The 15,325-nt window shown below is 39.5% G+C and carries 13 protein-coding genes; 9 read left to right on the top strand and 4 right to left on the bottom strand.

The features are described from left to right. Position 1 precedes the first annotated feature (1 nt). The 4 genes from AQPE_RS23615 to recN all read left to right on the top strand — a co-directional run bounded on the left by AQPE_RS23615 (position 2) and on the right by recN (position 4,257). Positions 2–340 carry a DNA-directed RNA polymerase subunit omega gene (locus AQPE_RS23615; protein WP_318348940.1) on the top strand — a complete coding sequence of 113 codons (339 nt, stop codon included), beginning with the start codon at positions 2–4 and terminating at the stop codon, positions 338–340. Positions 341–352: 12 nt separating this feature from the next. Beyond that, the gene (gene coaBC / locus AQPE_RS23610) at positions 353–1,576 is read left to right on the top strand and encodes a bifunctional phosphopantothenoylcysteine decarboxylase/phosphopantothenate--cysteine ligase CoaBC (RefSeq protein WP_318348939.1); all 1,224 of its coding nucleotides are present in this window, start codon (positions 353–355) and stop codon (positions 1,574–1,576) included. Between the two features lie 34 nt (positions 1,577–1,610). After that, a complete protein-coding gene (porD, locus tag AQPE_RS23605; RefSeq protein WP_318348938.1) occupies positions 1,611–2,519 on the top strand; it encodes a type IX secretion system protein PorD in 909 nt (302 codons plus the stop codon). An 85-nt stretch (positions 2,520–2,604) separates the two neighbouring features. Beyond that, on the top strand, positions 2,605–4,257 hold the full coding sequence (recN, locus tag AQPE_RS23600) for a DNA repair protein RecN (protein WP_318348937.1): 1,653 nt from the start codon (positions 2,605–2,607) through the stop codon (positions 4,255–4,257). 68 nt (positions 4,258–4,325) lie between these two features. Here recN and AQPE_RS23595 read toward each other — a convergent pair whose 3' ends face one another. After that, positions 4,326–5,480, bottom strand: a complete 1,155-nt coding sequence (locus AQPE_RS23595) for an iron-containing alcohol dehydrogenase (protein WP_318348936.1) — start codon at positions 5,478–5,480, stop codon at positions 4,326–4,328. A gap of 736 nt (positions 5,481–6,216) precedes the next feature. Here AQPE_RS23595 and ffh point away from each other — a divergent pair. The 5 genes from ffh (at position 6,217) to AQPE_RS23570 (ending at position 11,182) form a co-directional block, all read left to right on the top strand. Beyond that, positions 6,217–7,548, top strand: coding sequence for a signal recognition particle protein (ffh, locus tag AQPE_RS23590; protein WP_318348935.1), 1,332 nt, complete (start codon positions 6,217–6,219; stop codon positions 7,546–7,548). A 20-nt stretch (positions 7,549–7,568) separates the two neighbouring features. Further along, a complete protein-coding gene (locus tag AQPE_RS23585) occupies positions 7,569–8,435 on the top strand; it encodes a bifunctional 5,10-methylenetetrahydrofolate dehydrogenase/5,10-methenyltetrahydrofolate cyclohydrolase (RefSeq protein WP_318348934.1) in 867 nt (288 codons plus the stop codon). An 81-nt stretch (positions 8,436–8,516) separates the two neighbouring features. Then, entirely contained in the window at positions 8,517–9,344 is an 828-nt protein-coding gene (locus tag AQPE_RS23580) for a M48 family metallopeptidase (protein WP_318348933.1), read from the top strand. A 205-nt stretch (positions 9,345–9,549) separates the two neighbouring features. Then, entirely contained in the window at positions 9,550–9,957 is a 408-nt protein-coding gene (locus AQPE_RS23575; protein ID WP_318348932.1) for a DUF3276 family protein, read from the top strand. A 439-nt stretch (positions 9,958–10,396) separates the two neighbouring features. Further along, positions 10,397–11,182 (top strand): hypothetical protein, encoded by a 786-nt coding sequence (locus tag AQPE_RS23570; RefSeq protein ID WP_318348931.1) that lies wholly within the window; start codon positions 10,397–10,399, stop codon positions 11,180–11,182. A 199-nt stretch (positions 11,183–11,381) separates the two neighbouring features. Here AQPE_RS23570 and AQPE_RS23565 read toward each other — a convergent pair whose 3' ends face one another. The 3 genes from AQPE_RS23565 to AQPE_RS23555 form a co-directional block, all read right to left on the bottom strand. Further along, positions 11,382–12,698 carry a citrate (Si)-synthase gene (locus tag AQPE_RS23565; RefSeq protein WP_318348930.1) on the bottom strand — a complete coding sequence of 439 codons (1,317 nt, stop codon included), beginning with the start codon at positions 12,696–12,698 and terminating at the stop codon, positions 11,382–11,384. Positions 12,699–12,738: 40 nt separating this feature from the next. Further along, the gene (gene icd, locus AQPE_RS23560; protein ID WP_318348929.1) at positions 12,739–14,004 is read right to left on the bottom strand and encodes an NADP-dependent isocitrate dehydrogenase; all 1,266 of its coding nucleotides are present in this window, start codon (positions 14,002–14,004) and stop codon (positions 12,739–12,741) included. Positions 14,005–14,092: 88 nt separating this feature from the next. Beyond that, on the bottom strand, positions 14,093–15,322 hold the full coding sequence (locus AQPE_RS23555; protein ID WP_318348928.1) for an isocitrate dehydrogenase (NADP(+)): 1,230 nt from the start codon (positions 15,320–15,322) through the stop codon (positions 14,093–14,095). Between the last annotated feature and the right edge of the window lie 3 nt (positions 15,323–15,325).

Below are 15,325 nucleotides of genomic sequence, written 5' to 3'. Positions count from 1 at the left end.
TATGGATTTTAAGAAAACAAAAGCAGAATCGACAACTATTTCGAGGGATTTAAGAGAATTGGAAAACCGTACTGGTAATGTTTATGAAACAGTTATGATTTTAGCAAAACGCTCAAATCAGATTGCTTCTGAAATGAAAGAAGAACTTAGTCAAAAACTTCAGGAATTTGCATCTTATACCGACAATTTGGAAGAAGTATTTGAAAATCGTGAGCAGATTGAAATTTCAAAATACTACGAACGTCTTCCAAAACCAACTTTGATTGCCTACGAAGAATTTGTAAACAATCAGATTTATCACCGCAACCCAGCTAAGGAGAACCGCAATAAAGAATTGTAAGATCAAGCCTTTATGAGGTTGTCAGGAAAACATATTGTTTTAGGAATTACCGGAAGTATAGCTGCCTACAAGGCAGCTATACTTTTAAGAGGTTTAGTGAAAGAAGGAGCCGAAGTTCAGGTGGTAATGACTCCGGCTGCCAAAGAATTTATTACCCCATTAACAATGTCGGCACTTTCGGGAAGACCGGTTGCATCCGAATTCTTTTCAGCCAATGATGGAACATGGCATTCGCATGTCGATATGGGGCAGTGGGCCGATTTGGTTTTGATTGCCCCAGCCACAACAGCAACCTTGGGCAAAATGGCTCGCGGAATAGCCGATAATCTTTTGATAACAACTTATTTGTCAGCTAAATGTCCGGTGATGATTGCACCAGCTATGGATTTGGATATGTTCAGGCATCCGGCAAACTTGGCTAATTTGGAGATTTTGCGTTCGTATGGGAATGTAATTATTGAACCAGGCGAAGGCGCTTTAGCTAGCGGATTGTATGGTAAGGGCCGAATGGAAGAGCCTGAAACCATAGTAGAAGAAGTGATAAAATTCTTCAATCAAAAAAAAAAACTGCTGAATAAGCATTTTCTGATTACAGCAGGTCCTACCCACGAAAGAATTGATCCCGTTCGTTTTATAGGTAATTATTCATCGGGTAAAATGGGTTATGCCATTGCCAATGAGCTTGTATTCTGCGGGGCAAAGGTTACCTTGATTTCGGGACCGGTTCAGATCAAAAATATAAATCCCGAAATAGAAATAATAAAGGTTGAATCAGCCGATCAGATGCATGAGCAATGCTTGCGTATCTTTCCTGAGGTTGATGGAGCTGTAATGTGTGCTGCTGTCGCCGATTTTACGCCCGAAAGCTATTCGGATATTAAGATAAAACGTGTGAAAGATGATCTTGTCATTCAATTGAAACCAACGCGCGATATTGCAGGTGATCTGGGAAAGATAAAGACCAACGAACAAATCTTGGTAGGTTTCGCGCTCGAAACAAATGACGAATTGACTAACGCCTACTCAAAGTTGAAGCGTAAAAATCTGAATTTCATAGTTTTGAATTCGATGCAAGATGCAGGCGCCGGTTTTGGGGTTGATACCAATAAAATTACAATAATCGATAAAGACAATAATCAGACATTTTTTGAGTTAAAATCAAAGACAGAAGTTGCTAAAGATATCGTTACCCAAATCATGTCAGAAATGAACTTGAACGAACGATTTCAGGATTGATCAGAAACAAAACTAATTTGGTTAAAGGATTGGTATGAAAAGAATATATTTATTTTTTGCACTTATTTTCGTTGCGCAAGGAATTCTATTTGCCCAGGAATTACGGTGCAATATCAGTATATCAGCTCAAAAAATTCAGGGTGCAAACCGAACTGTATTCGAAACCATGCAATCCGATTTGTACGAATTCATGAATAACCGAAAATGGACTGATCAGAAATTTGCCATGGACGAACGAATTGAATGCAGTTTTTTCATCAATCTCGACGAGCAAATTTCATCCGACGAGTTTAAAGGGACTATTCAGGTTCAGGCACGACGCCCCGTTTTTAATTCATCATACGAGACCATCTTGCTGAATGTCAAGGATAATGACTTTGATGCTAAATACATTGAATATCAGACTATGGAGTTTAATGAAACTTCCAATAAAGATAATCTGACTAACATTCTGGCCTATTATGCTTACATCATCTTAGGAATGGATTACGATTCGTTTTCGCCTGAAGGTGGGACGGAGTTTTTTCAGAAGGCTCAAACCATCGTAAATAATTCGCAAAGCGCCCGCGAAAAAGGTTGGAAAGCTTATGAAAGTGAACGTAACCGTTACTGGCTGGTTGAGAATATTTTAAATAAGTCTTATTCGGGATTTAGAAGCACTACATATCAATATCATCGTCAAGGGCTTGATATTATGTACGATAAATCTCCGGAAGGAAGAGCTGCCATAGCTGAATCATTAAAATCAATTCAGAAAGTATTCCGTTCGCGGCCATCGCTGTATATTCTTCAGGTATTTTTTGATGCCAAATCAGACGAACTGGTCAATGTTTTCTCAAAATCTTTTCCTGACGAAAAAAATCGTGTTTCAGTTATTCTAAATGAATGCGATCCGTCAAATGGCTCCAAATACGAAAAGATTTTAAAATCGGAGAGCTTTTGATGTTTGAATAAACTACTATCTTTATGATCGGATTGAAAATGCCATTTTTTTATCATCCGTTCATTAAACCAAATCGCAAGTTTTTGTGCTAAAGTCTCTTTCAATAAAAAATTATGCTTTAATTGATTCACTGATCATCGATTTTAGTGGAGATTTAAATATCCTTACCGGAGAAACCGGAGCAGGTAAATCGATCTTGTTGGGTGCGCTTGGACTGATTATCGGACAGCGTGCTGATTCTTCCGTTTTAAGAGATAAAACTGAAAAATGTTCAGTAGAAGGAATTTTCGACATCCGGAATTACGGGATGCAGAGTTTTTTTTCGGAAAATGAACTCGATTATGACGATGTAACCATTTTACGGCGCGAAATTACACCTCAGGGAAAATCCAGGGCATTTATTAACGATACGCCGGTAAATGTGAAAATTCTTTATGATTTGGGTATTAAACTGATTGATATTCACTCGCAACATCAGAATCTGGATTTGAATGAAAAGAACTATCAGCTTCGGGTGGTTGATTTGGTTGCCGGAAATGGCGAAATACTGAAAGTCTATAATACCGAGTATAAAACCTACCTTGCGCTTCAGGATAATTTAGATAAATCTCTTATTTTGGCCGAACAGTCGAAGAAAGATCTGGATTATTTCGAGTTTCAGTTTCAACAACTCGATGATGCAAAGCTGCTTCCTGATGAACAACTGGAGTTGGAACTTTTGCTCGAAAAATTGACTCATGCTGAGGAAATCCGTTCGGTTTTTGGAATGGCGTATCAGGCACTAAGTGAAGACGAACGATCGGTTCTTTCTGTTTTAAAAGAGAACCTTACCAGTATTGGAAAACTAAAATCAGTATTGCCGGAAGCGGAACAGATCTTTAACCGGATGGAATCGGTTTATCTCGAATTAAAGGATCTAGCATCAGAATCGTTGGTTATTGAAGAACGAACCGAAAACAATCCGGAGAAGATTGTATTGGTTAATCAACGGCTCGACTTGATTTATTCGTTGCAGCAAAAGCATCGGGTGTCAACGGTAGCTGAGCTTTTACAAATTCAGGCTGAATTTGAGGCTAAGATTCATTTGGTTAGTTCGTATGATCAGGACATTGAAGAATACCGGAAAAAAATAGTAGCTCAAAAAGAAATCCTTACAGAATTAGCCGGCAAAATTTTGCTAAAACGCAAGGCTGTTGGACCTCAAATTGAAAGTAAAGTGATTGATATTCTTCGGAATGTAGGTATTCCAAATGCCGCACTTCAGTTGAAATTTACTCATTTATCCGAATTTTCACCATCAGGACTCGATGAAGTCAGTTACCTGTTTTCGGCCAATAAAAATCAGGAATTACAGGAAATTGGTAAAATTGCTTCAGGAGGTGAAATGTCGCGTTTAATGTTGGCGATTAAGACACTAATTACAGATGCACGTTCACTACCAACTATTGTTTTTGATGAAATTGATACTGGTGTTTCGGGCGAAGTTGCAGTAAAAATGGGACAGATCTTAGAGCAAATGTCAAAAACGGTACAGGTTTTAAATATCACTCATTTGCCTCAAATTGCAGCTAAAGGAAACAATCATTTTAAGGTCTATAAATTCGACCTTAACAATCAGACTTTTACCTCGATAAAAAAACTCAGTGATCAGGAGCGGGTTGAAGAAATTGCACAAATGCTAAGCGGCGAAAACTATTCGAATACAGCGATGGAAACCGCCAAAGAATTGCTCCGATAATATTAGAAAATAGAAAAAGTCATTAGAAAATCCCCTTTCCTAATGACTTTTTTCAATTGACCTTGTTATTAAAGCCGATCTTCGAGGATTAATCGAATCTCATTAGGTCCAATGTTCGCTTTTTCACCAACTTTATATCCTCTATTTTTGAATCGGGTACAAATGGTGTCGATGGTTTCTGATGTAACTGAATAATCGGGTAATTTGGTTGGTATCCCGACGGATTCAAAAAACTTAGTAGTTTTCAGTATCGTTTCATTTATTCTTTCGTCATCAGTTCCATCCAAAACACCCCAAACCCGCTCGCCTAACTGCAAAATTTTATCTTTCTTTTGTTCACGTTTGATGTGCATAACACCTGGCAAAACAATTGCAAGTGTGCGTGCATGGTCTATTCCATGGTATGCGGTCAATTCATGTCCAATCATGTGTGTTGCCCAGTCCTGTGGAACTCCGGCGCCAATCAATCCGTTTAAAGCCATCGTTGCACTCCACATAAAATTGGCAGCAGCATTATAGTCGGTTCTGTTTGCAAGTACTTTTGGTCCTTCTTCAATCAGCGTTTTCAGAATGCTCTCAGCAAATCGATCCTGAATTGGAGAATCGACAGGAAATGTCAGGTATTGTTCAATGACATGAACAAAGGCATCAACAATTCCATTTGCAACCTGTTTTTCGGGAAGCGAGAAAATAACTTCCGGATCAAGTATGGAGAACAGTGGCATTACCTTTGGTGACATAAATGACAGTTTTTCCTTGGTTTCAATCCTTGTAACCACTGCGCCTGAATTCATCTCAGATCCTGTTGCTGGTAAGGTTAAAACCGCTCCATGAAGAATTGCATCATCCACTGGGGCCCTTTTTGCTAATATATTCCAGGGATCGCCATGTTTAAAGCAAGCAGCAGCAGCAATAAATTTTGTTCCGTCAATAACAGAACCGCCACCAACAGAGAGTAAAAAGGTAATATTTTCCTTTTTGACCATATCAACTGCTTTCATCAATGTTTCGTAATGTGGATTGGGTTCAATTCCTCCAAATTCAATCACTTCAAAATCTTTGATCGATGCTTTAACCTGATCATAAACGCCATTTTTGAAAATGCTGCCTCCTCCATAAGTAAGCAGTATTTTTGATCCTTTTGGAATGTTTGCTCCAACTTTGCTGATTTCACCTTTTCCAAAGATGATTTTTACCGGATTTTGGTATTCAAAATTATACATGATTTAAAAATTAAAGATTTAAAAATTGAAAATGGTTTTCACCATTTATGATGTTCAAAACATTTGAAACGCTCAATGGTTTAACGAAATTACTCACGATAAAACTCAATGAACACAATTCAATTGTCCCGATAAGTTACAATTTATAATTTAGTACGATAAAATTAATCGAATTTTTTAGGATTGAATCGAATTCTTAAAGGTAATATTTTAAAAAGTAGAAGGGGAGCCGGGCGGCTCCCCTTTAATCTACATTATTGCGATTCGTGAAAAAGGGTCTTTTTTTCTCTGGCATTTAGGCATTTTTGATGTTTTGCTATTAATTTGCCTTTTTCATGTTCTGTCAGAGCATCATAGAAAGTTAATCTCTCTTTTATCTTTAATTGCCTTATCGGTTTAAAGTCACAACTACTTAATTCAATACCTACAGGACAACTAAATACTAATCCATAATAGTTTGTAAAATTTTTCGCCATATCTAGCTTTCCAGAACAAACTAAACTTTCTACGTCTTTTTATTCCTTAATTTGCGAAAAGGTAACCCTTTAAAAACGGTTATTTTTATATTATAAGTTTGAAGAGCTCTATGGCATATTTTTATATTTTTGCAAGAGTTTTTACAAAATGAAACGAGCCATGAGTGAAAGTCTCTGATCAAATAGTGAGTTTCTTATGGCAAGCTCCATTTGGCAATTAAAAAACAAATTATTAACAAATGAATTATTTCTGATTAGATATGTTTGAGAATCTGAATGAAAAGCTGGAACGGTCGTTTAAACTTCTGAAGGGTCAGGGGAAAATTACCGAAATAAATGTTGCTGAAACCTTGAAAGAGGTACGTCGTGCTTTGCTTGATGCTGACGTAAATTTTAAAATAGCCAAATCATTTACTGAGAATGTCCGGAAAAAAGCTCTGGGGATGGATGTGTTGAATGCGGTTAAGCCAAGTCAGTTAATGGTTAAAATCGTCCACGACGAGCTGGCCGAGCTGATGGGTGGAAAATTTATCGACATTAATTTAAAGGGAAATCCTTCGGTTATTTTGATTGCCGGGTTACAGGGGTCAGGTAAAACTACTTTCTCCGGAAAGTTGGCCAAAATGTTGAAAAGTAAGAAAGGACGCCACCCATTATTGGTTGCCTGCGATGTTTACCGACCTGCTGCTATTGAACAGTTGAAAGTTCTTGGGGAACAAATTGGCGTTCCGGTTTTTACTGAAGATGGAAGTAAAAATCCGGTAAAGATTGCCTTGGAAGCTATTCGTCAGGCAAAATTACAGGGTAATGACGTTGTAATTATCGATACCGCCGGTCGTTTAGCGATCGATCAGGAAATGATGAATGAGATCAGTGCCGTTAAGGATGCCGTAAAACCTCATGAAATTCTTTTCGTTGTTGATTCCATGACTGGTCAGGATGCTGTTAACACGGCCAAGGAATTTAACGACAGGCTCGATTTCGACGGAGTTGTATTGACCAAATTGGATGGTGATACCCGTGGTGGAGCAGCTCTTTCGATCCGTTCGGTTGTTGATAAGCCTATTAAATTTGTTGGAACGGGAGAGAAGCTTGATGCACTGGATAATTTTCACCCTGAACGTATGGCCGACCGTATTCTCGGGATGGGTGATATAGTTTCGCTGGTAGAAAAAGCTCAGGAGCAATTCGACGAAGAAGAATCCAGAAGACTTCAGCAAAAACTGGCTAAGAATCAATTCAGTTTTACCGATTTTTTGAAGCAAATTCAGCAAATTAAGAAAATGGGTAACCTGAAAGACTTGGCAGGAATGATTCCTGGAATGGGAAAAGCATTAAAGGATGTCGAAATTGAGGACGATGCATTTAAGCACATTGAAGCCATTATTTATTCGATGACTGTTGCTGAACGCGAAGATCCAAGTTTGCTGAATGGTTCGCGCCGTAAACGAATTGCTGACGGATCAGGTACAAACATTCAGGAAGTAAACCGGTTAATTAAACAGTTTGCCGAAACCAGAAAAATGATGAAAATTGTTTCTCAGGGTAAAAATCTCAACCGGATGATGGGGAACGCCGGACCTAAACGATAATTTACAAAACTGGATATTCTATGATTTTAATTGATGGCAAAAAAACAGCTGACGAAATAAAAAAGGAAATTGCCGAAGAAGTTAAATTGATCGTTGCTTCAGGTAAAAGAGCGCCTCATTTGGCTGCGGTTCTGGTTGGCCACGATGGCGGGAGCGAATCGTATGTGGCTTTTAAAATAAAAGATTGTGCTGAGGTCGGTTTTAAGTCTTCTTTGGTTCGCTTCGAAGATGATGTGACCGAAGAAGTATTACTTGCCAAAGTTGCTGAATTGAATGCCGACGCCGATTTAGATGGTTTTATTGTGCAATTGCCGCTTCCAAAGCACATTGCGGAACAGAAAATAATTGAAGCTATTGATCCGCGAAAAGATGTCGATGGATTTCATCCTGAAAACGTTGGCCGGTTGGTTCTGGGAATGCCTGCTTTTTTATCGGCAACTCCTTTCGGAATTATTGAACTGCTCAAAAGGTATCAAATTCCGACTTCAGGCAAAAATTGTGTGGTCGTTGGACGGAGCAACATTGTTGGCCGGCCACTGAGTATTCTGATGTCGCAAAAAAGTGTTAATGCAACCGTTACGGTTGCTCATAGCCAGACCAAAAACCTTGAAAAAGTTTGTGCTGAAGCCGATATTTTGATTGCTGCACTTGGTTCTCCTGAATTTATAAAAGGCAATATGGTAAAGGAAGGAGCTGTTGTTATTGATGTTGGAACAACACGTGTTGATGCTCCTGAAAAAAAATCGGGGTTTCGGTTAATGGGAGATGTGAAATATGATGAAGTTGCCCCCAAATGTTCATACATTACCCCGGTTCCGGGTGGAGTAGGACCTATGACCCGGGTTTCTTTGCTCCAAAATACGTTGCTTGCGGCTAAATTAAGATAACTTATACATTCGATTTATAAATCAAAGGTGCCTTGCGCACCTTTTTTTATTGAATTTGTTTAACTTTAAAATAAAAATCTCATGAAAAATAGGATTATAAAAAATACAGCAAAAGTTATTCTGATTTCTACGTTGTTGCTTGTTGAATCATGTGCAACAGTTCCATTAATAGGTCGTAGTCAATTGAGTTTGGTTCCTGAATCGAGTATGCTCGAATTGAGTTTGACAAATTACAACGACTTTATAAAGGCGAATAAAATATCAACCAATAAAGATCAAACGGCCACAATAAAACGAGTAGGAGCCAAAATGTCGGCAGCAGTCGAGAAATATTTGTCGGAAAATGGCTTTGCCGATCGGGTTGCCGATTTTAAATGGGAATTTAATTTGGTACAAAGCGATGAACTGAATGCATGGTGCATGCCAGGCGGAAAAGTAGTTTTTTATACCGGAATTATGCCAATTACCAAGAACGATGCCGGAGTGGCCGTTGTAATGGGGCATGAAATTGGCCATGCTGTTGCCCGGCACGGCAATGAACGCATGAGTCAGCAGTTGGTTCAGCAATATGGTGCCCAGATTGGAGGAGCAGCTGTTACCGAATTATTCAAGACAAATCCGGAAAAGGCAGGCTCAATTTTTCAAACGGCATATGGTCTGGGAACTCAATATGGCATAATGCTTCCATATTCGCGCCAGCAAGAGTACGAAGGCGATAAGCTTGGTTTGATATTCATGGCAATTGCCGGATACAACCCCAATGAGGCAATTGGATTTTGGGAACGGATGGCCGCTAATTCAACAGCGAAAACTCCCGAATTTTTAAGTACACATCCTCTGGAACAAAACCGGATTGATGCCATTAAAGCTTTTCTGCCCGAAGCAATGAAATATTACACAGGTAAATAAGGCATAATCTCTTCCATTTGAACTCCCAAGACTTAATCATAAAGGTCTAAAAGCATGAATTTTTCATGCTTTTTTCGATTATAAGGGAGTAATTGTTCATACACCAATATCTTATGTTAGGGTGTTTGTTAACATTTATTGATATTTATCAATTATTTTTTTATTTTTGGTGTAATAAGAATGGAATTTACTTAAAAAGATCATGATGGAAGATTTTGAAAAAAGTGAGGATCGGTTGGAAAATGACAGTAAATTCAGAGAAGAGATTTACTCTGTATCTGTCAGAGCTGGGAAAAGAACCTATTTTTTCGATGTAAAATCAACGAGAAGAGACGAATTTTACCTAACGATTACTGAAAGTAAGAAAAGATTTGAGCAGGATGGAAACTTTCATTTCGAAAAACACAAGATTTTTCTTTACAAGGAAGACTTCGAGAAATTCATTGAAGGCTTGCAGGAAGTAGTCACTTTTATTGATCAGAACCAGTTGGATGAATATGTAGATCAATCCGAAGTAACGAATGAATCAGAAAGTTCAGAAGAAAAGGTTCTCGAAGAGGTTGGTTTCTCGAAGGACTATACCAAGTTGGAGTTTGACGATCTAAACGCTTAATTTTTATCCTAATGTTCTGAGGAGACCTGAATTCATTTTATCTCTTCAAGCTTTTGAATGATACCGAAAGAATTATTTGTTTCACTACAAAACTTATCGCACTATAGTTGATTTAACCGGATTTTTACATCCGGTTTTTTGTTTTTATGCCTGATCGGGTTGGTTTCAATACCATCTGTTCTGTTAGATGTCATCAAAAATTTGTAGCAACTATTTCATGCAGATTGTCATTCTTTGAAACCTTAGTAGGTTCCAAAATTGACATTAACTACCCAACCTTATTCAACCTTATTAACGGAACAATAAGGCCTTGAACAGTTGTTGTCATTGCTGTGCTACTGAGGTTTTAAATGAATGGCGTTTTCTCTTTAAGTGAGTTTTCAGTAAAGGCTTTTTATATCCACGAAATTTCATTTTTTTTACGTCTTTAAAATTCAACATGAAATCTACAAAACAAATCTGGCAGAAATGGTCAGTTGCCGTTAAAGTGTTGCCATTGATGGTTGTTGTTGCTACATTAAAACTTCTTTCCCACAAGTTTGGACTTGAAGTTATGGAGTTAAATGCTCTTTTTTCTAGTCTGGTTGCGGGCACCATCTTCCTGATTGGCTTTTTGATCAGCGGTGTGCTTTCGGATTACAAAGAGAGCGAAAAGATTCCAAGCGAGCTTACAGCATCAATGAGAGTCATGTTGGACGATGCATACACCATCTGGAAAAGTAAAAATTCGGAAACAGCGCGTCAATTCATTGAGTTTGAAAAGATATTTATGAATTTGCTGATGAACTGGTTTTATAAAAAAGAACGGACTAAATCGCTGCTGGAGAAGCTTGGTCGCATGAACGATTTCTTTGCTGAATTGGATAAGGAAGGTATTCAGCCGGCTTATATCATTAAAATGAAGAATGAACAAAACAACATCAGAAAACTGATCATGCGAATCGACACCATTCGTGATACCGATTTCATCGGTTCGGCCTACGCTATTGTTGAAGCGATGGGTGTTTTAACCGGGTTCGGCTTGATTGTGATAAAAATTGAGCCCTTTTATGCTTCCTTGTTTTTTACGTTGCTGGTTACGTTCCTGATTTCATACATGGTCTTCCTGATTATCGATTTAGACAATCCTTTCGATTATTCCGCAAAAGGTGAAGGTGGTACGGAGGTTTCGCTAAAACCACTTCGTGATTTGGAAATCGTATTTAGTGAATTCGAATTGAATTAGTGTTGTGTTAAGTTATTTCAGAAGGATGAGTGTCACCCTTAACTTGTTTGGTGGTCTCATCAATAAAGAGATGCTGAAACTATGACTGACAAGTCAGTGGGCAAGAATTTTGTTATGTGGCAGGGCCATTGATAAAAAAGAGGCTGAACGCTTACGCGACAGCCTCTTCACCCTTTTGCTATGAACTATATTAACACAATTACTCTTCTCTGGTTATTCCGGCCTTTTCAAGAAACCACTCCAGGGTTTGCGAGTTCGGACGTTCAATCGGAAGTCCGTAGAAACGATCGAAAACCAAAGAGGCCATTACTCCTAACGAGCGCGACACGCCAAATAAAACAGTGTAGAAATTCGATTCGGTAATTCCGTAGTGGTTCAGCAGTGCACCGCTGAAAGCATCCACATTTGGCCATGGATTTTTGATTTTGCCAGTAGCTTCCAGGATTGGTGGCGCTACACGATAAATCGCGTTTACCGTATTAATCAGTTTATCGTTTACAATGTATTTTTCGGCAAATTTTTGCTGAACGGTAAACCGTGGATCAGTGATCCGAAGCACAGCATGACCATACCCTGGAACCACACGACCTTGTACCAATGTTTTTTCGATATATGCTGCAATCTGCGAATCACTAGGTTCATCTGTTCCAATTTGTTCGAGCATTTCAGAAATCCAATCCATTACCTCCTGATTGGCAAAGCCATGCAATGGGCCAGCTAATCCAACCATTCCGGCAGTATACGCATAATAGGCATTACTTAACGCTGAACCAACCAAATGAGTGGCGTGAGCTGAAACATTACCTCCTTCATGGTCGGCATGAATCACCATGTACAAACGAAGCAACCGTTTTACCTCAGTCGAATCGAAACCCATCATGTGTGCCAGGTTCCCGGCCCAGTCGAGATTTGGATTTGGCTCAATGTGATTTCCATTGTGGTAAATACGACGATAAATATATGCGGCAATACGTGGAAGACGGGCAATCAAAGTCATCACATCTTCGTACATAAAGTCCCAGTAAAACTTTTTGTTGACACCTGCGCGGTAAGCCTTCTGGAAAACTGAATCATATGCCATCGAAAGAATCGCAGTACTGAATTGAGTCATCGGACGGCTGTTTTTTGGTAGCGCGTCAATCACGTCAAAAACATGTTGTGGTACGTGGGCGCGCGTAGCCCAGTCTTTCGAAATGTTGATTACGTCTTCTTTCTCCGGAATTTCACCGATCATCATCAGGTAAAATAATCCTTCAGGAAGTGGTTCGCCGGCCTCATCCAGTTTCGGCAGTTTGTCCTGTAATTCAGGAAGTGAAAACCCACGAAACCGGATACCTTCGTTGGCATCCAATTTTGATGTTTCGGTCAGTAGTGCAGGAATGCCTTTCATCCCCGAAAGAACCTGGTCGATTGTTACCTGACCAAGAACTACATCTCCATGCTCTTTTCTGAGCTTTTGAAGATCGGCCATGTTTTTCATGGCTTTTTCATAGAACCGGTTTTTAATGTATTCCATATCTTTGGTTTTTAGTTTTGTTCAGAATAACTTTTCTAAATTAATGAATATTTCGGATAATCTCGTCTGCAAAATTCGAAGTCGATAATAATGTGGCTCCTTCCATCATACTATACAAATCAGAAGTCACTTTCCGTTTCGAAAAGGTATGATCCATAGCATCGTAGACATGTTCTGCGGCTTCATGCCAACCCAAATATTCAAGCAACATAGCCCCTGAAAGGATTAGTGAACCAGGGTTTGCTTTTCCGGTTCCGGCAATGTTTGGCGCTGTCCCGTGAGTGGCTTCAAAAATGGCATATCCGCTGTTGTAATTGATGTTTGCTCCGGGCGAAATGCCAATGCCACCAACCATAGCGGCCAACTGATCTGAAATGTAATCGCCATTCAGATTTAAAGTGGCAATTACCGAATGCTCAAACGGGTGCAATAAACTTTCCTGAAGGAAGGCATCTGTAATGACGTCTTTGATGATGACCTTACCCATTCCTTTAGCCTTTGAAAGTGCAGTTTTAGCAGCATCCGGTCCTTCATCCAGTTCTATTTGCTTGTATTTTTTCCAAGTGAAGGTCTGATGTTCAAACTCGTTCTCTGCCAAAGCATATCCCCAGTTTTTGAAAGCGCCTTCGGTAAATTTCATGATGTTCCCTTTGTGAACAATAGTCACTGAAGGTAATTCACGATCAATTGCATATTTGATAGCTGCCCTGATCAGTCGTTCCGAACCTTCTTTCGAAACCGGTTTTACCCCAAACGAACTGCTCTCCGGAAACCTGATTTTGTCGACACCCATTTCATTGATCAGGAAATCGCGAAACTTGATGGCTTTTTCATCACCAGTCATGAATTCGATTCCAGCATAAATATCTTCGGTATTTTCCCTGAAGATGTGCATGTCAACTAATTCAGGAAAACGAACAGGAGAGGGGACACCCTTGAACCAACGGATTGGACGCAGGCATACATACAAATCCAAAGTCTGGCGCAGAGCCACATTCAATGAACGAATTCCTTCGCCAACAGGTGTTTCGAGCGGACCTTTAATGCCAACCAGATATTCTTTAAATGCTTCGAGTGTTTCATCAGGCAAGTAATTTCCAGTGAGTGCAAACGCTTTTTTACCTGCCAGAACTTCTTTCCAGATCAACTTCTTAGTTGTTCCATAAGCCTTTTTTACGGCAGCATCAATCACTCGCTGGCTTGGTTCTGTGATGTCTTTTCCAATGCCATCGCCCTCAATAAACGGAATGATTGGCTGGTCAGGAACGATGATTTTACCGTGTTGGTATTGAATGTTGTTGCTCATATTTTTAATGGTTTAATTTGTCAATCCGATAAGGAAAAGTACATCGTTTCATTGTCAAATATTACCGAATTGACAAATTATCGAATTGCTACTTAAGCTTTTTCTGAAGATTGGTATCCAGTGCATCCAGAAAACTTTCTGTTGTCAGGTAATTTTCTGGTTTCAGTTCGTCGCCATAAATAATTAGCGCTAAATCCTTCGTCATTTTGCCCTCTTCAACGGTTTCAACGCAAACTTGTTCAAGAGCTAAAGCAAAATCAATCAATTTTTGGTTCCCATCTAATTTGCCCCTGAAAGCCAAGCCACGTGTCCAGGCATAGATTGATGCAATTGGATTAGTCGAAGTTGGTTTTCCCTGCTGGTGCATGCGGTAGTGACGGGTAACTGTTCCGTGGGCAGCTTCGGCTTCCATGGTTTTTCCGTCAGGAGTAACCAATGTTGAAGTCATCAAACCGAGTGAGCCAAATCCCTGGGCTACAGTGTCCGACTGAACATCACCGTCGTAGTTTTTGCAGGCCCAAACAAATCCACCTTCCCATTTCATACAGGCAGCCACCATATCATCAATCAAACGGTGTTCGTAGGTAATTCCTGCTTCAGCAAAGGCTTCCTTGAATTCAGTATCAAATATATCCTGAAAGATGTCTTTGAAACGTCCGTCGTACTTTTTCAGGATTGTATTTTTTGTTGACAGATAAAGTGGCCATTTTTTAACCAACGCCTGATTCATACAGGCCCGTGCAAATCCGGTAATCGATTCATCGGTATTGTACATGGCCATAGCCACGCCATCACCAGTATAATCATATACATCGAACGAAGTTGGTGTGCTACCGTCTTCGGGAGTAAATGTGATGGTCAGTTTGCCTTTTCCTTTGGTTACAAAGTCAGTGGCGCGGTACTGATCGCCAAATGCGTGACGGCCAATGCAAATCGGCTGTTTCCATCCTGGAACCAACCTTGGAATATTGCTGATGATGATTGGTTCGCGGAATACTGTTCCATCCAAAATGTTACGGATGGTTCCATTCGGTGATTTCCACATTTTTTTGAGTCCGAATTCCTGTACACGAGCCTCGTCGGGAGTAATTGTGGCACATTTGATACCTACTCCATATTTTTTGATGGCATTTGCTGCGTCAATGGTAACCTGATCGTTGGTTTCATCGCGGTATTCCATGCCCAGATCGAAATATTTAATATCGATATCCAGGTAAGGGAAAATCAGTTTTTCCTTAATTAACGACCAAATAATTCGGGTCATTTCATCTCCGTCCAGTTCAACAACTGGATTTCCAACTTTAATTTTTTCTGTCATAAT

Origin of the sequence: Aquipluma nitroreducens, assembly GCF_009689585.1 — a bacterium.
In the GTDB taxonomy this organism is placed as follows: Bacteria; Bacteroidota; Bacteroidia; order Bacteroidales; family Prolixibacteraceae; genus Aquipluma; species Aquipluma nitroreducens.
The sequence above is the reverse complement of the archived record's forward strand: the minus strand, read 5'-3'. Positions and strand labels throughout refer to the sequence as shown.